The organism is Sphingomonas sp. Leaf30 (assembly GCF_001422525.1).
Taxonomy (GTDB): domain Bacteria; phylum Pseudomonadota; class Alphaproteobacteria; order Sphingomonadales; family Sphingomonadaceae; genus Sphingomonas; species Sphingomonas aerolata.
The window spans coordinates 1,151,436-1,174,138 of the sequence record NZ_LMKZ01000001.1 but is presented as its reverse complement, the minus strand read 5'-3'; the positions used below and the strand labels follow the sequence as shown (position 1 = coordinate 1,174,138).

Annotated in this window: 17 protein-coding genes and 1 tRNA gene; 9 read left to right on the top strand and 9 right to left on the bottom strand. The window is 66.7% G+C overall.

Annotated features, from left to right (window positions below; translation table 11 throughout):
• Positions 1-68 precede the first annotated feature (68 nt).
• Both ASE89_RS05420 and ASE89_RS05415 read left to right on the top strand, forming a co-directional pair.
• Positions 69-923: a hypothetical protein gene (locus tag ASE89_RS05420; protein WP_056674707.1), complete on the top strand. Its 855-nt coding sequence runs from the start codon at positions 69-71 to the stop codon at positions 921-923.
• Positions 924-940: 17 nt separating this feature from the next.
• Positions 941-1,016, top strand: a tRNA-Thr gene (locus tag ASE89_RS05415).
• A gap of 33 nt (positions 1,017-1,049) precedes the next feature.
• Here the strand turns inward: ASE89_RS05415 and ASE89_RS05410 are convergent.
• Positions 1,050-4,046, bottom strand: a complete 2,997-nt coding sequence (locus ASE89_RS05410) for a glycosyl hydrolase family 28-related protein (RefSeq protein ID WP_156363321.1) — start codon at positions 4,044-4,046, stop codon at positions 1,050-1,052.
• Between the two features lie 85 nt (positions 4,047-4,131).
• A complete protein-coding gene (locus ASE89_RS05405) occupies positions 4,132-4,344 on the bottom strand; it encodes a helix-turn-helix domain-containing protein (protein ID WP_037529849.1) in 213 nt (70 codons plus the stop codon).
• A gap of 366 nt (positions 4,345-4,710) precedes the next feature.
• Here ASE89_RS05405 and ASE89_RS05400 point away from each other — a divergent pair, with 366 nt between their 5' ends.
• The 3 genes from ASE89_RS05400 to ASE89_RS05390 all read left to right on the top strand — a co-directional run bounded on the left by ASE89_RS05400 (position 4,711) and on the right by ASE89_RS05390 (position 9,905).
• Positions 4,711-6,057 carry a GntP family permease gene (locus ASE89_RS05400; RefSeq protein WP_056674705.1) on the top strand — a complete coding sequence of 449 codons (1,347 nt, stop codon included), beginning with the start codon at positions 4,711-4,713 and terminating at the stop codon, positions 6,055-6,057.
• A 39-nt stretch (positions 6,058-6,096) separates the two neighbouring features.
• Positions 6,097-6,774 carry a FadR/GntR family transcriptional regulator gene (locus tag ASE89_RS05395; protein ID WP_056406405.1) on the top strand — a complete coding sequence of 226 codons (678 nt, stop codon included), beginning with the start codon at positions 6,097-6,099 and terminating at the stop codon, positions 6,772-6,774.
• A gap of 137 nt (positions 6,775-6,911) precedes the next feature.
• Positions 6,912-9,905, top strand: a complete 2,994-nt coding sequence (locus tag ASE89_RS05390) for a TonB-dependent receptor plug domain-containing protein (RefSeq protein WP_056675400.1) — start codon at positions 6,912-6,914, stop codon at positions 9,903-9,905.
• Between the two features lie 33 nt (positions 9,906-9,938).
• Here ASE89_RS05390 and ASE89_RS05385 read toward each other — a convergent pair whose 3' ends face one another.
• From ASE89_RS05385 to ASE89_RS05375, 3 genes are all read right to left on the bottom strand, one after another.
• Positions 9,939-11,339 (bottom strand): methyl-accepting chemotaxis protein, encoded by a 1,401-nt coding sequence (locus tag ASE89_RS05385; protein WP_082451239.1) that lies wholly within the window; start codon positions 11,337-11,339, stop codon positions 9,939-9,941.
• A 5-nt stretch (positions 11,340-11,344) separates the two neighbouring features.
• Positions 11,345-12,724: a sensor domain-containing diguanylate cyclase gene (locus tag ASE89_RS05380; RefSeq protein WP_056674701.1), complete on the bottom strand. Its 1,380-nt coding sequence runs from the start codon at positions 12,722-12,724 to the stop codon at positions 11,345-11,347.
• A 122-nt stretch (positions 12,725-12,846) separates the two neighbouring features.
• Positions 12,847-13,341, bottom strand: coding sequence for a hypothetical protein (locus ASE89_RS05375; RefSeq protein ID WP_156363282.1), 495 nt, complete (start codon positions 13,339-13,341; stop codon positions 12,847-12,849).
• 342 nt (positions 13,342-13,683) lie between these two features.
• On the opposite strand from ASE89_RS05375, the gene rplK reads away from it, so the two are divergent.
• Together rplK and rplA are read left to right on the top strand one after the other, a co-directional pair.
• Positions 13,684-14,115, top strand: coding sequence for a 50S ribosomal protein L11 (rplK, locus tag ASE89_RS05370; RefSeq protein ID WP_031392847.1), 432 nt, complete (start codon positions 13,684-13,686; stop codon positions 14,113-14,115).
• A gap of 4 nt (positions 14,116-14,119) precedes the next feature.
• On the top strand, positions 14,120-14,812 hold the full coding sequence (gene rplA / locus ASE89_RS05365) for a 50S ribosomal protein L1 (protein WP_031439626.1): 693 nt from the start codon (positions 14,120-14,122) through the stop codon (positions 14,810-14,812).
• Between the two features lie 84 nt (positions 14,813-14,896).
• On the opposite strand, the gene ASE89_RS05360 is transcribed toward rplA, so the two are convergent.
• Positions 14,897-15,751, bottom strand: coding sequence for an oxidoreductase (locus ASE89_RS05360; protein WP_056674697.1), 855 nt, complete (start codon positions 15,749-15,751; stop codon positions 14,897-14,899).
• Positions 15,752-15,846: 95 nt separating this feature from the next.
• Positions 15,847-18,351, bottom strand: coding sequence for a PhoX family protein (locus ASE89_RS05355; protein ID WP_192002987.1), 2,505 nt, complete (start codon positions 18,349-18,351; stop codon positions 15,847-15,849).
• 402 nt (positions 18,352-18,753) lie between these two features.
• Here ASE89_RS05355 and rplJ point away from each other — a divergent pair, with 402 nt between their 5' ends.
• Both rplJ and rplL read left to right on the top strand, forming a co-directional pair.
• The gene (gene rplJ / locus ASE89_RS05350; protein WP_031392843.1) at positions 18,754-19,269 is read left to right on the top strand and encodes a 50S ribosomal protein L10; all 516 of its coding nucleotides are present in this window, start codon (positions 18,754-18,756) and stop codon (positions 19,267-19,269) included.
• Positions 19,270-19,333: 64 nt separating this feature from the next.
• Positions 19,334-19,708, top strand: a complete 375-nt coding sequence (rplL, locus tag ASE89_RS05345) for a 50S ribosomal protein L7/L12 (RefSeq protein WP_031392842.1) — start codon at positions 19,334-19,336, stop codon at positions 19,706-19,708.
• A gap of 212 nt (positions 19,709-19,920) precedes the next feature.
• Here the strand turns inward: rplL and ASE89_RS05340 are convergent, their stop codons facing one another.
• Together ASE89_RS05340 and ASE89_RS05335 are read right to left on the bottom strand one after the other, a co-directional pair.
• On the bottom strand, positions 19,921-21,264 hold the full coding sequence (locus tag ASE89_RS05340) for a hypothetical protein (RefSeq protein WP_056674695.1): 1,344 nt from the start codon (positions 21,262-21,264) through the stop codon (positions 19,921-19,923).
• Positions 21,265-21,390: 126 nt separating this feature from the next.
• Positions 21,391-22,689, bottom strand: a complete 1,299-nt coding sequence (locus tag ASE89_RS05335) for an EAL domain-containing protein (RefSeq protein WP_156363280.1) — start codon at positions 22,687-22,689, stop codon at positions 21,391-21,393.
• Between the last annotated feature and the right edge of the window lie 14 nt (positions 22,690-22,703).

The window sequence follows — 22,703 nt, the reverse complement described above, 5'->3', positions numbered from 1 at the left end:
ATGAACGTCTGTGAGACGACTGCACGGCCCGCGCCCCGCCGGGTCGTTGTGTGCTGCGTGCGTCTTCGATGACCCCCGATCACTTCGCGCAGTTCGTCGCGATCGACTGGTCCGGCGCGAAAGGGCAGCGGCATAAGGGGATCGCCGTTGCGATCTGTGGCCGTGACCACGCCGCCCCGACGCTTGTCGCCGCGCCGGACGGGATCTGGTCACGCCAGGCGGTGCTCGACTGGCTGGTCGCCCGCCGCGACCTGCCGTTGCTTGCCGGGTTCGACTTCAGCTTTTCCGCCCCCTTCGTGACCCGTGGTGCGCATCTGCCCGGTGAGCCGCCGACCGCCGATGCCCGCGCGCTTTGGGCAATGGTCGACGCGCAGAGCGACGATCCCGATCTCGGCGCCGCATCGTTCATCGAGCGCCGCCGCGGCACGCAGTTCTATCTCGGCGCGGCGGACGGGGCCAAGGCCGATTTCCTGCACTGGCGTCGGTGCGAGATGCCGGACGACGGCAGCCGCAAACCCTCGACCGTGTATGACGCGATCGGCGCGGCGCAGGTTGCCAAGGCGAGCTTTGCCGGGATGCGCCTGCTGCACCGTCTCGACGGGCGGATCCCGGTCTGGCCGTTCGATGCGCCGCCGCGATCCGGCGCCGCGATCGTCGAAATCTATACGAGCATCGCCGCACGCGCCGCGGGGCGGCCCGCCGGCCGCAGCAAGATGCGCGACGGCGCGACGCTCGACGCCGCGCTCGCCGCGCTCGGCTCCGCACCGCACCGCCCCCTCGCGCGCTATGACGACCATGCGACCGACGCGATCCTGACTGCGGCCTGGCTCCGCGCCAATGCGCGGAACGCCGATTTCTGGTGTCCTCGGGCGATGACTTCGCTTATTGCTGCAACCGAAGGCTGGACGTTCGGCGTCACCTGACGCATGAGGCGCCCGCTGCCGGTTTAGCTCAGTTGGTAGAGCGCCAGTTTTGTAAACTGGATGTCGCGGGTTCGATTCCTGCAACCGGCACCACTCCTCCACCCGACCGCACCACCGCGCACGCCCTCAGATCGCTGTGGCGTACAGCGCATGGTGGGTGAGGATGAAGAGCGTGTGGTTGTCGGAGCCGCCGATCACCAGCTGCAGCGGACGGTCGGGCACGTCGATCCGCCGGACCAGCGCACCCCCGGTATCATAGACGAACACCTGCCCATTGGCGACGTAGAGCCGGCCCGCGGCATCGCGCGCGACGCTTTCACCGCCGCGATCGGCGACCGGCTTCAGGTCGGTGACCCTGCCCTGCGCACCGACCAGACCGCTATAGGTGCGGTTCTCCGACGCGTTGGTCAGGACGACGCGCTCGCCAGGCCGCGCGGCGACGAAGCCGTTGGCGTTCAGCGTATCCGACCAGCGCCATCCCTGATGATCATCCGGCCCCTGATTCCACACGCGAAAGGCGGGCAGCGCGAGCGAACCGTCTGGCGACACATACTGCGCTACCTTGGCCTCGCCCATCTTTGCCGCGAACAGGTCCGCCATCGTCGGATACTGATAGGTGACGGGATCGATCCGGTCCGCGAATTCGCCGTTTTCCCAGACGTTGACCGGCAGCACGGTGGCGGCCCCCCTGTTTGCCGGGCCGGACTCGGCAATCGCGGTCGGCGCGATGACCCGGACGTCGGCGGGCTTTGCCGGATCGATGCTGTAGACCGTGGCATCGCGTCCTGCCGACGACAGGACCAACAGCCGCCCCGATCGATCGACCATCAGATTGACCGGATCGAGCGGTGCCTCCGCAACGATCGACAGACCTTCGCGCTTCGACCAGCCATGGATGCGCTGGAAATGGCGGTCGATGAAGTAAAGCTTGCCGTTCGCGTCGACTGCACCGCCGGCGATCGAATAAAAGCCGTCGGCCAGCTTCTCGATGCCCGCCGGAGCCGGAGCGTTGGGCGCGGGAACCGCGGGCACGTCAAGCCGGGCGAATTCGCGCTCGCGGACCTCCTGCCCGCCGGTGATGTCCTTGATCGCGTTCTCGAAGGGATATTTGCTCGCCCGCAGGAAGGTGCCGCAGCCCTTGGCATCGCAGCTCGCAAAGCCGCTCTCCGCGTTCACATGGACGTTGCGGAAGCGGATATCGCCCGACTCGTAGAGCTTGATCGCCGCGTCCATCGGCTTGATCGAGCGCGTGACGCGGTAGCCATGATAATTGGCGAACAGGATGTTGCGCGAATGACGGATCTCGGTCGAGATCGCGTCGACGCCGTCGCGAACCTCCTGCTCGGTCTGTGGCGCAAGGAACTCCCAGTTCGCGACATGATCGAGGACGATTTCGGCGCGATAATGATGCTCGGCCGACAATTGGTAGACATGTCCCGGCGTGCTGGTGTTCGACACGTGAAATCCCGCCGATGCCAGCGTGTTGGGGGACCACAAGGCGGCGAAGGTGCCGCCGCCGCCGTCCGTTACCCAGATGCTGGGATATTGCCCGTCGAAGCGCGCGCGCGGATCGCCGAAGCCGATCGGGCTTCCCTTGGTCAGCGCGGTGCCGCCGCCGCCCTGGATCTTGACGTCGTTGACCATCGACGCCTCGCCCGCCTTCCACAGCAATGCGGTCGCGCGCGGGTTGACGCCGCCGGTCCACAGCCCCAGCCCGGACACGATCGCATCGCCCCCCTTGGCGCTTTCGATCAGCGCCTTGGGGCCCCCGACCCCCATGAAGGCCGGGGTCGAATCGGCGAGATAGAGATGCGTGAGCCCGGGATGCAGCGCGATCAGCACAGTGTCGGGCCGGAGGCGGATCGTGTCGGTGACTCGGTAGCGCCCGGTCGGGAAATACAGCACGCGGTGCGTGTCGACCGCGCGCTGCAGCGCGGCGGTATCGTCGGTCTCGTCGTCGCCTTTGACGCCGAGATCATGGACATTGGCCCAGTCCTGAACCGGCGGCATCGCCCGGATTGCGCGCGCAGGCCGCGCGGGCGTGCGGGTAAGCGGCGTCATCGCGACGTCGGTCGCATAGTCGCCGATCGCACCCAGCGCCGGCAGCTTCAGGCCATAGGAGAAATCGCTGACCCGGTAGCGCGCGCCCGATCCCGCCACCGTCTTGCCGCTGTCGCGAAACCGTACGAAGGTCGGGGTGTCGACCGCCACCGCATTGTCGAACCCGATCTGCGTGAAGACGCTGCCCTCGTTCGAGACGACGATGCCTGCGCGCGTCACTTTCTCGAACCGGACGTCCTTCCCCCACAGAGAATCCGAATAGCCGCGATCGATCTCGATACCGACCGGCGTGTCGCGGATAACGACGTTGACCAGAGTCAGATCGACCTCATGCTCGCGGATCGCGGCATCGCGCTGCCCGGAAAACTCGGAGTCGAGCAGCGTGAACTGCCATGCGGGCGACGTCTTTTCCGACATGATGCCATAGCGCCCACCGAAGAAGCGCAGATTCTCGAAGGCATTGCCCGCCTGATAGACGCCCGCCAGCCCCGATCCGATGTGAAAGTCGGCATGCCGCAGATAGCCATGCTGCGCGACCCGAAAGCGCACCGCGACCGCGCCCGCATTGCCCACGCCGATCCGGAAGTCGATGTTCGACAGCGCCGAATAGAACGTGCTCGACGTTGCGTCGAAGATGCTCGGATCGAACGGCACGCTGGTCCGCGGCGGCACCGGTGCCTTGCCGACCCGGTATTGATCCTCGCCGGTGAAGCTGACCATCGCGGCCACCCCGGATGCGAAGCCTGCACTGTTATCGGCGAGCAGGATCTCGGGCCGGGTCGCTCCCACCCCGAACAGTCGGACAGCGGAGCGGACGAAGATCGTCCGGCTGATCCGGTAGCGCCCAGATGGCAGGAAGACGACGCCGCCCTTGCCGCCCGCCGCCGCCGCGTCGATCGCCTGCTGGATCGCGGCGCTGTCATCGGCACGACCATCGCCGACACCGCGGACCGTGATCGCCCGCGGATCGGCCGGCGCGGTGTGATAGACCGACGTCGTCCCGGCGAACGCCGGGGTCGCGAGCAGCAGCAGCGCTGTGCCCGCCAGCCATTTCACGTCCATCATTCATCTCTCCGTGAGTGCCGCCCGGGTGCCGGCCTAACGAAGGCCGCTGATCGCTTCAGGCGCGACAAAGGTCGTAGTCCGGTCAGGCCGCCTGCAGCATGAGCGTATGCGCGAGCACCGCGACCTGCGTGCGGTTGCGCACGTTGAGCTTGCGCATCAACGCGGTCATGTGCGCCTTCACGGTCGCTTCCGCGATGCCGAGATCGAAGGCGATCTGCTTGTTGAGCAATCCCGAATGCACCCCGCGCAGGACCTTGATCTGCGTCGGCGTCAGCCGCGGCAGCGGCGCGCGCATCGCCAGCGCCTGGCCCGCGTTCGAGATCGCGTTCGAGGTCGTGGGGGCGTGCTGGATTTGCCGTGCGGTCTGGGCAGTCCCGTCCATGGTCATCCTCCTCTGCTGTCGGCTTTTCACGCCCCGGTCGATCGCCGCGGTCAAAGGCTTCTCAGTGCCCGCCCACCCATCTCTCTTGCGGAGTCGGTTGGACAGGTCCTCACTATGCCTCCGCATTTTCGCGGTGATCAAGCCTTTTCGGTATCGTCAGACAGAAACCTGTCCTACAGCTGTCACCAAACCGACAGGCGAACGCGTCGTCGGATCATTGGGAGTGATGTCGATGATGCAGTCACAGCGCGGTCGCATGCGAACGAACGGCACCCATCCGTGATCGGCGGCGACCTGAGGCTCGTGATCGCGGCGCTGGCGGGGATCGCGCTGGCCGTCGTGATGATCGTCCGCGGCCGGCTGCATCCCTTTATCGGCCTGTTGTGCGGCGCCTTCACCGTCGGGCTGCTGGCCGGCTTGCCGTTGCCCGACGTCGCCAGGGCGGTGCAGAAGGGGGTCGGCGACATCATCGGCGGGACCGGGCTGGTCGTCGCGCTCGGCCTGTCGCTTGGCGCGATGCTGCATCTGTCGGGGGCCGCGGCGTCGCTCGCCCGGGGTGCGCTGCAGATGACCGGCGCACGCGCCGCCCCCTGGGCGACGCTGGGCATCGCGATCGTCGTCGGCCTGCCGCTGTTCTTCGAAACCGGGCTCGTCCTGCTGCTGCCGATCGTCGTCGCCGCCGCGGAGGAAATGACGGGCGAGGACGGCCCGGCACGCGATGCCGCCAAGCTGCGGCTGATCATGCCGGCGCTGGCTGGGCTCGGCGTCGTCCATGCGCTCGTCCCGCCGCATCCGGGTCCGTTGCTCGCCGTCGAGGCGTTGGGCGCGGATCTGGGGCGGACGATGCTGTACGGCATCCTGATCGCGATCCCCACCGCGGTGATCGCGGGTCCGCTGCTGGCGAAGATCACGACGCGCGGCGTCCGGCTGGCGTCACCGGTCGCGACCGACGCCGGGCTCGCCATCGCACCGCCGCCGCGGCTCTGGTCGCTGCTGATCGTGCTGCTGCCGGTGCTGATGATCGCGACGGGCGAGCTGGGGCAGATGATGCCCGCGCTGAAGGGGGCGGGCTGGCTCGTCGCGGCGAGCAACCCGGTCGTCGCGCTGCTGCTGACCAACCTCGTCGCGCTGCCGCTGCTGTTCGGGCGACGGCTGCGCGAGGCGGCGATCCAGGACGCGGTGTGGCATGAAACGATGGGCGCGGCGGGGGCGATCCTGCTGGCGATCGGCGCGGGCGGCGCACTGAAACAGGTGTTGGTGACCGCCGGGCTGTCCGACCTGCTCGCCCGGACGGTGCTGATGTATGCGATCTCCCCGCTGCTGCTGGGCTGGCTCGTCGCGGTCGCGATCCGGCTCGCGGCGGGGTCGGCGACGGTCGCGACGATCACTGCGGTCGGGATCATGCCCGGCGTCGTCGCGAACTCGGGCGTTTCCCCCGAACTCGTCGTGCTCGCGATCGGCGCAGGCTCGGTCTTCTTCAGCCATGTCAACGATCCCGGCTTCTGGCTCGTCAAGAGCTATGTCGGCACGAGCACTGCCGACACCTTCCGCACCTGGTCGCTGCTCGAGACCGCGATCTCGGTGGTCGGCCTCGTCCTCGTCCTGGCACTGAGCTATGTCGTCTGAGATGGGACAGGATGCGGTGACGATAGAGGGCGGGTGCTCGTGAGCGAGGGGCGGCTGGCGGATCGCGCCTATACCGCGATCGTGCGGATCATCACCGATGACGAACTCGCGATCGGCGACCGGCTGCCATCGGAGGCGAAGCTCGCGGCGATGTTCGGCATGTCGCGGACGATCGTTCGCGAGGCGCTGGCCCGGCTCGCCTCGGACGGCATCACCCAGGCGCGGCTCGGCGCGGGCTCCTATGTCAAGCGGCGGCCGTCCGCGCGGCTCGGCACGCACATGCCGATGGATGCGCTCGCCGCGACGCTCGGCACCTATGAGGTCCGCTTCGTGCTCGAGGCGGAGGCGGCACGGCTGGCGGCGCAGCGACGCTCGGACGAACAGCTCGCGGCGATCGAGCAGGCGCTCGAGGCATTGCGCGCGGCACTGCTGTCCAACGCGCCCGCGCACGACGAGGACTGGCTGCTCCACCGCGCGATCGTCGAGGCGACCGCCAACGCGGCGTTCCTGCCGGTGTTCGAGCATCTCCAAGATGCGGTGATGCGGATCCTGCGCGCCGGCGTGGACATATCGCGATCGCGCGCGCCGGAGGTGATCGGCGCGATGATGGACGAGCATGACGCGATCGTCGAGGCGATCCGGGCGCAGGACGCGGACGGTGCCGCGCTGGCGATGCGCTGGCATTTGTCACAGGGCCGCAAACGTCTCATGCCCTGAGTTGCACCCCGAACGTTGCGACGATGGTCGTAGATGTTCCCCCCGCCGGTCCACGATAGGATCGCCGCATAACGGATTGCGGACCCGGACCGGACAGACGGCTTGGGCCATGACCGAAAGGGGATGGGATCATGGCGATGGCCAGGCACGACCGAGATTTTGCCGCACGCATCGGCGGCACCGCGACCGGGATGATGGTGTCGGCGATCGCGCTGATCGGGACACCCGTTCTCGCCCAGACCGCCCCCCCGGCCCCGCCCCCGACCGTGACGCCGGCGACGCCGCTCGCCGAGGACAGCCCGCCACCGCCGTCCGCGGTCGATATCGTCGTCACCGGCACGCGCATCACCACCAGCGGGTTCAACGCGCCGACGCCGACGACCGTGATCGGCGAGGAACAGATTCTCAAAAATGCCCAGCCGAACATCTTCAACGCGATCGCGCAGTTGCCGTCGCTGCAAGGCTCGACCGGCGCGGCGACCGGCACGTTCAGCACGTCGAGCGGCACGCAGGGGCTCAGCTCGTTTTCGCTGCGGGGCCTCGGGCCGATCCGGACGCTGACCCTGCTCGACGGGCAACGCGTCGTCGGCGCGAACGTGACGGGCGTTCCGGACATCAGCATGTTTCCGCAACTGCTCGTGAAGCGCGTCGACGTGGTCACGGGCGGTGCGTCCGCTTCCTATGGCTCGGATGCGGTCGGCGGCGTGGTCAACTTCATCACCGACACGCGGTTCACCGGGTTCAAGGGCAATATCCAGGGCGGCATCACCAATTACGGCGACGATCAGCAGGCGCTGGTCCAGGCGGCGTTCGGCAAATCGCTGCTGGGCGACCGGCTGCACCTGATCGTCAGCGCCGAATATGATCATGAGGACGGCGTCGGGCCCGGCGATTTCGGCACCGATCTCGCCAAGGGGCGCGACTGGTACCGCGCGACGACTTTGGTCAATACCGGCCAGGCGAACAACGGCCTGCCGCAGTTCAACTATCGCGACTATGCCCAGCCCTATCAATATGCGCGGTTCGGGCTGATCAACAACGGCCCGCTACAGGGGATCGCGTTCGACCAGAATGGCGCGCCGTTCAACTTCAATTACGGGTCGAACGGGCGCCCGACCGGGACGGGTGGCGTGACCGGCTGCTTCCCAGGTAACAGCTTCTGCGTCGGCGGCGACCTGTCGGGTGCGCCGGGGTCGGGCGCATCGCTCAAATCCTCACTCGAACGCCTCAATGGCTTTACCCGCGTCGGTTTCGACTTTGCCGAGAACAACGAAGCTTATGTCACCGTCAACCTCGCTCAGGTGAAGACGAGCAACCAGCCGAGCCCGGGCTATAACCGCCCCAGTCTGATCGTGCAGTGCGCCAATCCGTATCTGCCGCAGCTGATCCGCGATCGGTGCGCGACCGCCGGGATCACGCAGTTCGGCTTCGGCACGAGCAACGGCAATTTCCCCGATCCTCTGGTGCAGACCGACCGCCGCCAATACCGGTTCGTGGGCGGGCTTAAGGGGCGGTTCGATCTGGCCGGCACCGACTGGAATTACGACGGCTATTACGAACATGGCATCACGATCGCGCATATCGATGTCGAGAACACCGTGTTGCAGAACCGCTATGTCGCGGCCGCCAACGCGATCACGCTGAACGGCGCGATCGTCTGCGCCGACGCCGCCGCGCGCGCTGCAGGATGTCAGCCGATCAACATCTTCGGCGGGTCGCCCCCCTCCGCCGCGGCGCTTGCCTATGTCACGCCGGTCAACGGACCGTTGCAGCGGACCAAGCTGACGCAGGACGTCGCCAGCCTCAACTTCTCGGGCGAACCGCTCGGCCTGTGGGCGGGGCCGCTCGCGGTCGCGTTCGGCGGCGAATATCGGCGGGAATATTACCGCGTGCACGGCGATCCCTATGGCGCCGGCGTCACGGCGCTCAGCCCCAACAGCGCCGACTATCCCGCGGACCCGCTGCTCAACTCGACGCTGGGCAGCAACTGGGCGGCGGGCAATTACAAGAACGGTGGCGGCAAATACGAGGTCTATGAAGGCTTTCTCGAGCTGAACCTGCCGCTTTTCAAGGGCGATGCGATCGGCCGCGCGAACCTGAACGGCGCGGGCCGCGTCACGCATTACAGCACGTCGGGGACGATCTGGGCGTGGAAGATCGGCGGCACCTGGGAGACGCCGCTCGACGGCATCCGCCTGCGCGCGGTGACGTCGCGCGACGTCCGCGCGCCCAATTTGTCCGAATTGTTCGCCGCGCCGACCGTCACGACGCTGCCCAACTTCACCAACCCCTTCCCCCCCGGCGGCGGCGTCCAGGCGTTCCAGAACACCATCGGCAATCCGGACCTGAAGCCCGAGATCGCGCGCAATACCGAAGCCGGCATCGTCCTGTCGCACCCGTCCTGGCTGCCCGGGCTCGGCCTGTCGTTCGACTATTACAGCATCAAGCTCGACGGCGTGATCTCGACGCTGTCGGCAGACCAGATCGTGCGCTTCTGCTTCGAGGGCAATCAGGCCTTCTGCGGCGGCTTCGTCCTGAACAGCCCGACCCAGGGCGGCAATTTCATCAACGTCCAGCCATTCAACCTCGCCTCATGGAAGACCAGCGGGTTCGACATCGAGGCGAGCTACCAGTGGAAGCGGCCGCTCGGCCTGCCGGGCAATTTCACCCTCCGCGCGCTCGGCACCAATGTCCGCGAGTTCCTCGTGAAGGCGGGCATCGCCGGTGTCGCGACGGTCGACCAGGCGGGCGCCAACAATGGTGCGACGCCCGACTGGAAATGGCTCGCCACGCAGAGCTACGACAATGATCTCTTCAGCCTGACTTTACAGGAGCGCTGGTTCTCCGACGGCAATTTCGGCAACCAGTATGTCGTGTGCACGACCGCCTGCCCCGCTTCGACCGCCAATAACCCGACGATCGATCACAACACGATGAAGGGCGCCTTCTACGTCGATCTCGGCGGGTCGGTGAACCTGTCCAAGCAGGTCAGCCTGTTTTTCAAGGTCGACAACATGTTCGATCACGATCCCGAACCCGCGCCGCAGACCAATACCGGCCTCGACGTGAACCCGGCGCTCTACGACACGCTCGGCCGCATCTACCGGCTTGGCATGCGCGCCCGCTTCTAGACCGGGACCCGCCCCCGACCCGGCTGGTCGGTCCTACCAGCTCGGCCGGGTCAGCGCGGTGATCGCGGAGGCGGGCAGCCGCCGGGTATCGCTCGCCAGCGTATAATGGTCGTGTCCACCCGTTGCCACCTGCGCCGCCGAGGCCGGTGCCGCCTGCCGGACCCCGCCGCCATCGACGACGAAGCGTTGCGCGTGCTGTGCGAGCAGCTGGACCTCCTGCGCGAGTTGCCGCGCTGCGGCGGACGTCTGCTCGACCATCGCCGCGTTCTTCTGCGTCGCCTGGTCCATGCTGCCGACCGCGGCGCTCACCTCGGTGATCGCGAGCGCCTGCGCCTGGTTGTCGGTCGCGATCTGCCGCGAGATATCCGCCGCCTCACGCCCCGAGGCAACGATCCCCGACAGCGCCTGATCGACCAGCTGCACCGCGTCGACCGCCGCGCCGATATCGACCTGCGTCACGGTCAGCTGGTTACGCGCACGCTTGGCCTCCTCCTCGGCCCGCATCGCCAGCGCGGACACCAGATCCGCGACCACCGCAAAGCCGCGTCCGGCATCGCCCGCGCGTCCCGCCTCGACCGCGGCGTTCATCGCCAGGACGCGGGTCTGGAACGCGATCTTGTCGAGTCCCTCGATGACGCTGTCGATCCCCTTGGCGCTATCGCTGACGCGCTCCATCGCCTGGACCGCCGTGTCGGTCTTGTGGCGTCCATGATCGAGCGCACTCAGCGCCTGCTCGGACGTCGCCACCGACCGCGTCGCGCCCTGCGCGGTATCCTTCAGGCGATTGTCCATCTGATGGATCGCCGCCGACGTCTCCTCCAGGCTCGCCGCGGTGCTCTCGGTTCGCCGCGCCAGATCCTCGGACGCCTGCGCAATCTCGCCCGAGCCGATCTGGATCCTGGAGGCGCCCTGCGCGACCGAGCGGATCAGGTCGCGCAAGCTGGCAAGCGCGACGTTGAAGTTCGCTTTCAGGTCCTCGTAGATCGCCGGATAGTCCTCGGTGATGTCGACAGTCAGATTGCCCTCGGCCACCTGCTTGAAATTCTGCGCCATGCGGTTGACCACATCGGCGTTACGTGACGCCTCGACGTTCAGCGCAATCTGCACCCGCGCATTCTCCTGGAACGTTCCCATCGCCTTGGTCATGCGGCCGACGCAGTCGCGAAAGTTCGTGAACTCGATCGGGCTTTCGAGATCACCCGCGGCCAGCGCCTCCATACGAACGACGGTGGTGACATAGGGCACTGCGATCATCTCGCGATAGGTATAGCCGAGCCCAACCGCGATCAGCGTTGCCGCGACGCCCGCGCCGATCAGCGCGGTGCCCTTAAGGACCAATCCCGCAATTGCGGTGCAGGCGACCAGAACGACGAAACTGGAAAAGGCGATCAACAGTTTCAGGCGGATAGGCGCGTCGGCTTTGAACCATAGCATTCGGGTTATCCTTTGGGAGAGATCGAGCGGGAAAATGGCGCGCGGAACGGCGGCGTCACGGAGCCCTTGGGATGGATGGCGCGGTCGTCGCACACGGTGTTGCGGCCGGCTTCCTTGGCCCGGTAGAGCGCACGGTCCGCGCGCTCGACGAGATCGTCGGCGAGGACGTCGGCGCTGCGGTGATCCCGGCTGAGCGATGCGTGACCCACGCTGACGGTCAGCATCGGGCGAGTCCCGTCCTGATGGTCGACGCGCAACGTCTCGACCGCCGCACGGATCGTTTCCGCCGCGGTCGCCGCAACATCGGCACCGGCACTGGGCAGCAGCACCGCGAATTCCTCGCCGCCGAAACGCGCGACCAGATCGTTGGCGCGCCGCACCGCTGACCGGATGGCGGTCGCGACGATCCGCAGGCACGCATCGCCCTGCTGATGACCATGATTATCGTTGAAACGCTTGAAATGATCGATGTCGATGAGGATCAGCGACAGGTCGTCACCCGACCGGATCGCGCGGCGGACCTCCTCCGCCAGCGTCCGGTTGAACCGTCGCCGATTGGCGAGCTGGGTCAGCGCGTCGCTGAACGCGTGATGCGCGTTTTCGAGGCGCAGCTCGACCGATTCGGTGATGTCGGTCGCGATCTTGACGATCCGTGTCGGCTTGCTGCACGCGTCGAGGATGGGGTTGTAGCTGGCCTGCAACCAGATCGGCCGCCCGTCCCGCCCGATCCGGCGGAATTCGGAGCGTATGAACTCCCCCTCGCGCAGCCGTTCCCAGAACCGCTCATAGCTGGGATCGCAGGCGTCCTCGGGGGTCACGAACATGCGGTGATGCCGACCGCGAATGTCGGTCTCGGTATAGCCGGTAATTGCGAGATAGAGCGGATTGGCGGACAGGATCGTCCCGTCGAGTGCGAATTCGATCATCGCGGTCGATCGCGAGATCGCCTCGAGCATCTTGATTTTGTCCGCGGCGTGCTGATGCTCATGCGTGATATCGTTGGCGAGCTTGAACACGCGCTGCGGGACGCCGTTGCTGTCCAGCACCGGCATATAGGTCGCCTGCAACCAGACTTCGCGACCATCCTTGGCGACGCTGCCGAACTCGGTCTGGATCAGACGCCCCTTGCGCAGCGTGTTCCAGACGGTCGCATAGTCCGCCGCCCCCGCCGCGGTCAGCCGGACGAAGCTGCTGTGATGGCCGCCGATCAGGTCCTGCGCCTCGCGACCGAAAATGCGCAGATAGCGATCATTGACCGCCAGCACCTCGCCTTCCATCGAGAATTGCACCGTCGGGATCGACCTTGCCAGCGCGTCGACGACGAACGGGGCGTTCGCCATATCCCATCTGCCGCCGCCGTCCGCGACGTTGATCATCGTATCCATGCCGAAACTCTCGGAGTGACGGGCGTGCAACGACACGTCCGGCCTCCATTATAGGCCGGCACCATGGGGCCCCGGGCGTGTCGGCGCTTTTTTGGCGCGGTCCGGGCGACGAACCGTGCGGCCTAGCGCGAGACGGCGCGCCCGGCGATCATGCAGAGGATACAGCCAGACCCGATGAGCATGCCGGGGAGGAACAGCATCGCTGCGGCGATATGGGGCATGTCCCGGTAGAGAAGATAATGCGGCCGGTCGGACACATAGATGCTGAAGCCGCAGACGATCAGCGCGGTCGCCAGGCAAATCATGGCAAGCGAAACCTTGGGAACGGCGTCCCCGACATGCTCCTCGTCATGCTTCGACGGCCGCATCAGGATCACCGAGAGGGCATAGGTTGCGGATATTCCAACGATAATTCCGACGATAAGTATCGTCACCGGCCGATCAAGTATAAGCGAGCATGCCAATATGAATCCAAGCGGGATCATCAGACCAAGCGCAAGCCCGAGCGCCATTGTAAGGAATCTCAATGTTCCGCTGTCATGATCAAAGGCCGCTCTCATGGCTGTCCTAATCTCTCCTCGTGCAGGACTTGCCACATTTGCTGTGTTTTCGCTCATGATTTAGATCATCTTGTACGAATAACTTGAAATTCGCTGATCTGGATCATTGCGGTGAAGGTGAAGACTTTCGGACTGCAATCGGTTGCATACTCGGCGGCAGCCGTTGCTGTGACCGGTCGGGTGATCCCGACGCCAGGACATGGCCGGCGCCTGCGCCGCGATCGCCAATGGTCAGTGCACAGGCTTGCACCAGCGGCACGCCTCGGCTATGCGCGCCAGCTTCCAACATCTGATGATGGAACCTGCGGGAGACGCGCGTCGAGCGTGCGTCGTTCGTACCGCTAGACTCGAAACCGGGCCGTACGCGCTTATGCGGGCGACCCCTATCAAGAGAGTGACATGGCTAAAAAGATTACCGGATACATCAAGCTGCAGGTCCCTGCAGGCGAGGCAAAGCCCGCGCCGCCGATCGGGCCTGCGCTGGGTCAGCGCGGCGTGAACATCATGGAGTTCTGCAAGGCGTTCAACGCCGGCACGAGCGAACTGAAGAAGGGCATGCCGATCCCGACCGTCATCACGGTCTATGCGGATCGCTCGTTCTCGTTCGAGACGAAGACCCCGCCGGCATCGTACCTGATCAAGGAGGCCGCCGGTCTCAAGTCGGGTTCGAAGGAGCCGGGCAAGGTCGTCGCTGGCAAGATCAAGCGCTCGCAGCTGAGCGAGATCGCCACGACGAAGATGAAGGACCTCAACGCCAACGATATCGACGCTGCGACGAAGATCATCGAAGGCAGCGCCCGCGCAATGGGCCTCGAAGTGGTGGAGGGCTGATATCATGGCAAAGCTGACCAAGAAGCAGAAGGCCGTCACGGTCGACACCGTCAAGCTTCACGCAATTGACGAAGCGATCGCGCTCGCACGCTCGGGCGCCACGTCGAAGTTCGACGAGACGATCGAAGTCGCGCTGAACCTGGGCGTCGATCCGCGTCACGCAGACCAGATGGTCCGCGGCGTGGTGACGCTGCCCAAGGGCACCGGCAAGACCGTTCGCGTCGGCGTGTTCGCCCGCGGCGCGAAGGCTGAAGAGGCTCTCGCAGCAGGCGCAGACGTCGTCGGCGCGGAAGACCTGATGGAAACCATCCAGGGTGGCACGATCGATTTCGATCGCTGCATCGCGACCCCGGACATGATGGGCATCGTCGGTCGTCTCGGTAAGGTTCTGGGCCCCAAGGGCCTGATGCCGAACCCGAAGCTCGGCACGGTGACGATGAACGTCGCGCAGGCGGTCAAGGACGCCAAGGGCGGCCAGATCGAATATCGCGTCGAGAAGGCCGGCATCATCCACTCGGGCATCGGCAAGGCGTCGTTCCCGGCAGAAGACCTGCGCGCGAACTTCGACGCGCTGGTTGACGCCGTGGTCAAGGCCAAGCCGTCGGGCGCGAAGGGCAAGTATGTCCGCAAGATCGCGGTTTCGAGCACCATGGGTGCCGGGATCAAGGTCGACACGACGGAAGTCGCCGGCGCCTGATCGGCGTTCGCGCTTTCGAGTGTTAGGAAAGGGGCCGGGAGAGCGATCTCCCGGCCCTTTTTGCGTCAGGGCCGCCTGATGCGCTCAGGTCGCATCGGCTGGAAAGTCCGCACCCAGGCTGATGTCGCGCGCCGCCTCAATCGCGGCCAGCCGTTCGCGCAGCTTTGCGGTCACGGCTTCATAGCCGAATGCGCCGAGCACCAGATGGCGCGGCGTCACGTCCTGGCCGACCGCGGCGATGATCGCCTCGCCTGCCCGGACCGGATCACCGGCCTGCGTCCCGCTGACGTCCTTCGTTCCCGCCATCCGCGCGCCCGCGGTATCGGCATAATCGGCAATCTGGCTTGGCGTCTGGCGCAGTGATCGCCCCGCCCAGTCGGTGCGGAACGGGCCCGGCTCGACACAGGTCACGCCGATGCCGAGTGGCCCGACCTCGGCAAGCAGTGCGTCGGACCAGCCCTCGACCGCGTGCTTCGATGCCGCATAATAGCCCGATCCCGGAAACCCGATGAGCCCGGCGACCGAGGTGAAGTTGACGATGTTGCCGCTGCCCTGCGCGCGCATGATCGGCAGGACCGCGCGGGTGATCGCGAACAGCCCGAACACATTGGTGTCGAACTGGGCACGAATCTCGGCCTCGTTTCCCTCTTCGGCGGTCGCCTGATAGCCATAGCCCGCATTGTTCACGAGCACGTCGATCTGGCCGAACTTCGCCTTGGCCGCCGCGACCGCAGCCTCGACCTGCGCCTGGTCGTTGACGTCGAGCGCGAGGGCGAGCGCGGTGTCGTCATGCCCCTCGACCAGGTCGGCGACCCGGTCGGCGTCCCGCGCGGTGACGACGGCGCGCCACCCGCGATCCAGGACCAGCCTGGCGAGATCGCGGCCGAAGCCGGTGGAGCAACCCGTGATGAACCAGACGGGCGATGCGGGGAGAGTCATGGACGAACCTTTCCGGATACGCTGGATATGCGTTCGCATGAGGTAACGCCGAAAGCCGGGGACGGGTCCGTTATGTGACCCGCCCCCTGCCCTGCTTACAGCCCGATGATACCGCCATCGTTCTTGGTGATGACGATCGTCGACGAACGCGGACGCGACGGGGTCGCGACCGCGCCGGCCTGGTTCGCGGGCCAGCTGCTGGTGATGTTGGTGGGACCACCATTCTCACCGGGATGCTGGATGTTGACGAACAGCGAGCGGCCATCCGGGGTCGAATGAATGCCCGTGATCTCACATTCCTTCGGCCCGACCAGGAAGCGCCGCAGCGTCGTGGCCGGTGCCTTGCCGATCCGCGTCGTGACCGTGTTGCTGGTCCCGCCGAGCGTGCTCGTCACGGCGCGCGTGCCGCCGTCGCCGACACGGCCCGGAATTGCCGCGAGCAGCATGCAGTTGGTGACGTCGGTATAGGCGCCATCATCGGTCTCGATCCACATCACCGGGGTGACGTTGCCGGTCGGATTGCTCGGCAGGCCGAACCACAGGCCATCGGGCGACGAGAAGTCGTTCGTCGCGTCGAGCCCCGACAGGTTGATGTTGGTCGCATCGAGATCGCTGCCCGCACCGAATGCGTAGATGTCCCACGTAAAGGCGGTCGCCTCCGACGTGTCGCCGGTCTCGCGCAGGCGGATGACATGACCGTTGGCGTTGCCCGTGGTCTGGCCGCCGGTGGTCTTGGGGTCGGTATAAGCACGCGGGTTCGACGCATCGACATTCGCCGCGGTGCGCGACGAGTTGTTGGTCAGCGTGCAGTACATCTCGCCCGTCGCCGGGTTCACCGCGGTCCATTCGGGACGATCCATCTTGGTCGCGCCCAGGACATCGCCCGCCAGACGCGCATTGATCAGCACATCGGCCTGATCCGCAAAGGGATAGGTCGTGTTGGCGCTGGTCAGCGGCCCCTGACCGAACACCAGCGGCAGCCACTGGCCCGAACCGTCGGCGTTCAGCTTGGCGACATAGAGCGTGCCCGAGTCGAGATATTTGTCGCCGATCGCGAGCCGGTTGGTCGCGGTCGCGTCTGCAGCCGACCAAGGCGTGGCGGACACGAACTTGTAGATATATTCGTTCTGCGCATCGTCGCCCATGTAGAAAGCCGGCTTGACGCCCGCGATCGTGCGGCCGATCTCGCAACCCTCATGGTTCATGCGGCCGAGCGCGGTGCGCTTGCGCGGAGTCGAGGCGGGATCGAACGGATCGATCTCGACCACCCAGCCATATTGGAACGCCTCGTTGCGGAAATCGCCGGTGCCATCGGTCGCGGCGGTCGTGGTGACGTTCCAGCGCGCATAGAGCGTGTTGGCGGAATCGGCCGGCACGACCGACGCCCAGCCGTAATTGCCGTTGAACGTCGTGGCATTGGCAGTCTCGCGGATACCGTAGCGGGCGAGCGAGACGTTCTGCTTGGCGGTCGACCCGCCGCGTGCGGCGACGTCACCGAACTGACGACGGAAATAGCCCGCCCAATTCTCCTCGTTGGTCAGATAGGTGTGCCAGGGCATCGTGCCGTTCGCGCAATTGTTGATCGTCCCGCGGCCCGCCGTGCCATCGGTCGAATAGCGCGTCCTGAGCAGCGCATTGCCGCGGACCGGACCGCTGAAGCTCATCGGCGTCAGCGGCGTGATACGGCGGTTGAGCGCCGAGGCCGGGACATAGCTCCAGGCGGTCGCCGACCGGCTGATCTCGATCACCGAGACGCCGTGGCATTCCATCTCCTTCAGCGCCTCGGACTCGGGGCGGACACCGCCCGCACCGATCGCGCCGCCGGTGCTGGTCGCGCCGTTGGGGTGCAGATAGGCCTGAGTGATATTCTCGTGGTTGAGCACGAGCAGGCCGCGCGTATTCCCATTGGCGTCGGGGGTGCTGCCGGTCGCGGCCAGGCCGAAATAGCTCATGCCGTCATGATGGTCGCCCGCACGGCGTGCGAAGTTCGTGTCGCTGCCGTCATTGGCATAGGCGCCGACGCCGCTCGCGATCGGATCGCCCAGGCGGTAAAGCACCGTGACGCTGTAGCCGGCCGGCACCGCGACGACGTCGGCAAGACTCTTGGGGACCGCGGTGAAGTCGAGCCGCGCCGGGCTGACCGTGACGCTGGTCGAGGTCTCGCTGCGGATGCCGTCGGTGCTGGTGCCGGTGAAGGTGAAGGTGAGCGTGGTGTCGGCAGCGACGCTCGGCGCGGTGAAGGTCGCGGTCGCGGTGTTCGTGTTGGCGAGCGTCACGGCCGGGCCGCCGGTCTGGGCCCAGGCGACACCCGTCGCGCTGCCCGACGCCACCGTGCCCGTCAGCGTGACCGTCTTGCCCGCCGAGGTCGCACCCGACGCGCCGGCCTGCACCGTCACCGCACGCCGCGGATCATCCTCGTCGCAACCCGCGAGCAGCATGCCGCCGAACACCGCGGCGGTCGCGGCGGACAGGCCGCCCATCAGCGTCTGGCGACGGGAATAGCGCACCGCGATCAGATCATTCAGATGCGGATTGGCGCTGGTGTTCGTGTCGATATCGCCATCGTGATAGGCCATCGTCATGTTCGTCGGAATTTTCATACGTCCCCCCGGGATCGGCCGATCTGACCGCTGGACTGAGCTTTGGCCGGGTAAAGCGGCAGTGCGGTGAAGGAACGGAGACACCTCCGCGTCAGTCGCATGACGGTTCCGCGACACGCACCGGACCGCATCCGGGCGGTTGACTTCGCGACCGATTCGGCTATGCGGCGGCTTCGTTCGGCGGGTCCGCCTGCCGAATTCCGTCCGAGACAGTGGGTGCACCGGGTTTGCCGGCGCTTAATCTCCCACCTAGACGGGGAATGAGATTTTGCGGAGCGCTCCGGCGCCTGCCCTCTCCCATGCCCCATCGACGAGACACCCGGAAGCGCGGGCTTGTCTGCGCCTCCGGTTAGTAACCGGGTCCACCGTGCAAACGGTGAACCTGAAAACGTGGAGAATGGCATGGATCGTGATCAAAAGACCGCGGCCGTAGCCGAGCTGAACCGCACCTTCTCCGAGGTCGGCGTCGTCGTTGTGACGCGCAACCTCGGCCTGACCGTCGCACAGTCCACTGTGCTGCGGAACAAGATGCGCGACGCCGGCGCGACCTACAAGGTCTCGAAGAACAAGCTTGCCAAGATCGCAATGGACGGCACCGACTACAGCTCGCTGGGCGACATGCTCACGGGTCCGGTCGGTCTGGCCAGCTCCATCGATCCCGTCGCGGCCGCCAAGGTGGCCGTGGAATTCGCGAAGACGAACGACAAGTTCGAAATCGTGGGTGGGGCGATGGGCGCGACGACCCTCGACGTCGACGGTGTGAAGGCGCTCGCAACGCTGCCCTCGCTGGATGAACTGCGTGCCAAGATCCTCGGCCTCATCGTGGCACCTGCCACGAAGCTGGCGACGATCACGCAGGCTCCGGCAGCGCAGCTCGCGCGCGTGCTTTCCGCCTACGCGGAGAAGGAAGCCGCCTGATCTTGCAGGCTCTTTCGTTACTTTTTGAACTGATGGGGCACATGCCCCGAGATGGAGATTTATCATGGCAGACCTGAACGCGCTCGTTGAGAGCCTGAGCGAACTGACCGTTCTCGAAGCAGCTGAGCTTTCGAAGCTGCTCGAAGAAAAGTGGGGCGTTTCGGCCGCAGCAGCGGTCGCAGCACCGGCAGCTGGCGGCGGCGCAGCCGCACCGGCCGCTGAAGAGCAGACCGAATTCGACGTCATCCTGACCGGCGACGGTGGCAAGAAGATCAACGTCATCAAGGAAGTCCGCGCGATCACGTCGCTCGGCCTGACCGAAGCCAAGACGCTGGTCGAGTCGGCTCCCAAGGCCGTCAAGGAAGGCGTGTCGAAGGACGAAGCCGCCAAGATCAAGGCACAGCTCGAAGCAGCTGGCGCGACCGTCGAGGTCAAGTAAGCCGCAGCGGGAGAGACGCTTCAGCCACGCTGAAGCGCACTCCCCGCAAGGCCGGCCGGCGGCATTCATGCCGACCGACGAAGCAGGGGCTCTGCCCCTGCTGGCCGCAGCTAAAAAAAGGGCGGCCCCAGCGATGGGGTCGCCCTTTTTTTGTGCCTGATAGAAAACGACGGGGCCGAGTCGATGCGACCCGGCCCCTCGCCTTCGCCCGCCTAGACTATGATAGCGGGCGCATGGGGCCGCGCGGCGATCCCGTCATACATGCGCGCGGGGATATCGAGCCAGAACGGCGCAAGCTTGGCCGAATCGACCCGCTCGACACCGATCGCCCAGGCACGCGCGGTCTGACCGGCAATCGCCCCGCTGGCATAGCGGATATTGACCGCGACGATCGGCACGAACATCGGCCGGTCGGCCGCGGTCATGCTGTGGATCGCCTCGCGCGACATGGCCGAGACCGTCCGGATCGTGCGTGACTCGCCCGGCGCGAGCGTGAACGGCGCAGTCGCCGGACGCGCGACCTGACCGGCATTCACCGCCGTCAGATCGGCGTCCTGTCCAGCATGCGCGCTCAGCAGGACCGCCTGGACGCGGATCGCCTCCGCGACGCCTGCACCGACGTTCGTCACCACGAGCTCACATTCAGCCGTCGCGCTGAGGAGGTTCAACCCCGCGCGAAGCGGGCGCAGCTCGACCGACAGACGTGCCCGCTCCGGCTCGCGCGCATGCCGGTCGAGAAATTGCGGGGTTGCCGCCGTCGCGGGCTCAGGCGGGGACGGCGGTGCGATCGCCGGGGTCGGCGTCACCACCCGCGCGGGGCTCGGCGGGACCGGCGCCGGCGTGGGTAGCGGGGGAAGCGGTCTTGCCGGCGGTGCCTCGGCTTCAATCAGCGGTTCGGGCTCGTGATAGTCCAGCCGATCATGCCGTTTACGCGGCCCCCTGCGCAGCAACCACAGCGCGATGACGACGATCGGAATGACCGCCAGCCACAGCCAGAACGGCATCGCCCTGCCCTGCTCCGGCGCGGCGATCGTGCGTTCGTTGGGAGCGGAGGACGGCGCGGCGGCGGGTGCGACTTCGGGGCTCGCGGTAGTTGCCGGAACGGCTGGTGCCGGAGTCGTCGGCGCCGTGGTGGCGGTCGATGCGGGCGCCGCGTCTACCCGACTATCCGCCGCGTCGCGCGATGTACCTGACGGCACGGCCTCGGTCGCACGCCTGGACGTGGTCACGGCGTCGACCCGCGCGGCTCGCGGCGTATCCGGCTCTGCACTGCGTGTCGCCGGCGCCCGCGCGGGGGTGCGGCTGCGCGGCGGCGCGTCTGCGGTCGTCGGAGCCGGCAGAACCAGTCGTGGCGTATCGGGTACGGGAACCGCTGCCGTCCCCGTGTCGCGGGCCTGTAGCGGCTCGAGCCCGCGAACCGTCCCGGCGGGCGCCGGTGGGGTCGACTGCTGCGACGCGGCGTCCGACGTCTGGCCCGCCTCCTGCGCGACCGCGGGCGGCGCCAGCGCCAGGCCGGCCGGCACGATCAGAAGCGCGCGGCGCCATTGTATGCTCATCGTCGAAAATTCCCTCCTGCAACGCTAGCGCGGGGAGGCCGAACGGGTCGCGGCGGCAAGCCGCCATGCGATGAGCCGCGCCGCGAGGGCGACCAGATGATCGTCCGCATCGCGAACAGCTGGCCTTCAGATCACGCGGACGTGCGCGAAGCTCCCCGCCGCCATCGGCCGGCCCCAGTAGAAGCCCTGCGCACAGCGAGCGCCCAGGTCACGGGCGATCGCGAGATGCTCTTCGGTCTCGACCCCCTCGACGACCGTGCTCAGCCCCCGCGCGTGGCAGGACCGGACGACCTCGCGCAGTATGCCGAGTTCGTGCACGTGGCGTGCGCAATGGCCGAAAAAGTCCTTGTCGATCTTCAGCTCGGCGATCGGCAGCGTGAAGACGCGATCGAAATTCGTCGCCCCCTTGCCGAAATCGTCGAGCGAGAACACCACGCCCAGATCGCGCAACCCGTTCATGTCGCGGACCAGCCGCTGGGTATCGACCGGCCGGGCATCCTCGGTGATCTCGATGATCAGGACGCCCCGTCCCGGCCCGTTCGACGCGACGCCCCGCCGGCGCAGTTCATCGCCCAGCGCCGCCTGGAACAGCGGATCGGCCAGCACCGCCTGGCTGCAGTTGATCGCGACCGGCGCGGACCGTTGCTCGACGCTCAGCGCAAGCCAGAGGTCGAGCGCGGCGGTGACCGCCTTCATCGTCGCTGCCGCCTCGATCCCCGCGTCGGTCATCGCGGCGAATAGCCATTCGGGGTTCACACCCGGGATGTTGCGCAGCCGGGCGAGCGCTTCATAGCCGGCAACCTGATCGGTGGTCAGGTCGATCTTGGGCAGGAACTCGTAATGCAGGTTCGGCAGCAGCCGCGATCCTGCAAGCAGCGCCGCGATCATGCGCCGGTCGCCTGCAGCGTCTTCCGACCGGCCCGTTCCGGTCGCGAGCGACGCGAGGATCGCGGTGAGTGCGCCGATCTTGTAGGTCCGCTCGAGCGACCCGACGAGCGGATGCTCGCCGATCATCGCCTCGCCGAGGACGGCGGACGGATATTCGCCCGGCGGCCGCAACTCGATCACCGGGCAGATCCGGCCGTCGTGCCCGATCTGATCGAGCACGGTGATCAGATCGTCGCCCCGCGATTGCGCGTCGGCAATCACGACGTCAGGCGCGAAAGCCGTTCCCGCCGCAATCTCCGCCGCATGGCCGATCCAGGCGACGGAGTAGCCCCGCGACCGAAGCTCGGCATGCGCCTGGCACGATGCCGCGTCGGCGGCATGGACGAACAACAGTCGCGGCAGAACCGCGCGCCCCTCCCCCGCCACAGGCAGACAAGCGCCCGCCACAGGCAGACAAGCGGAGGCCGGGCTTGCCAGCCCCAGGCCGAAACCGGCCGTCGCACCCGTTGGGGGCGCCAGACTGGGATCGGCGCTCACGCGGACGGGTCCGA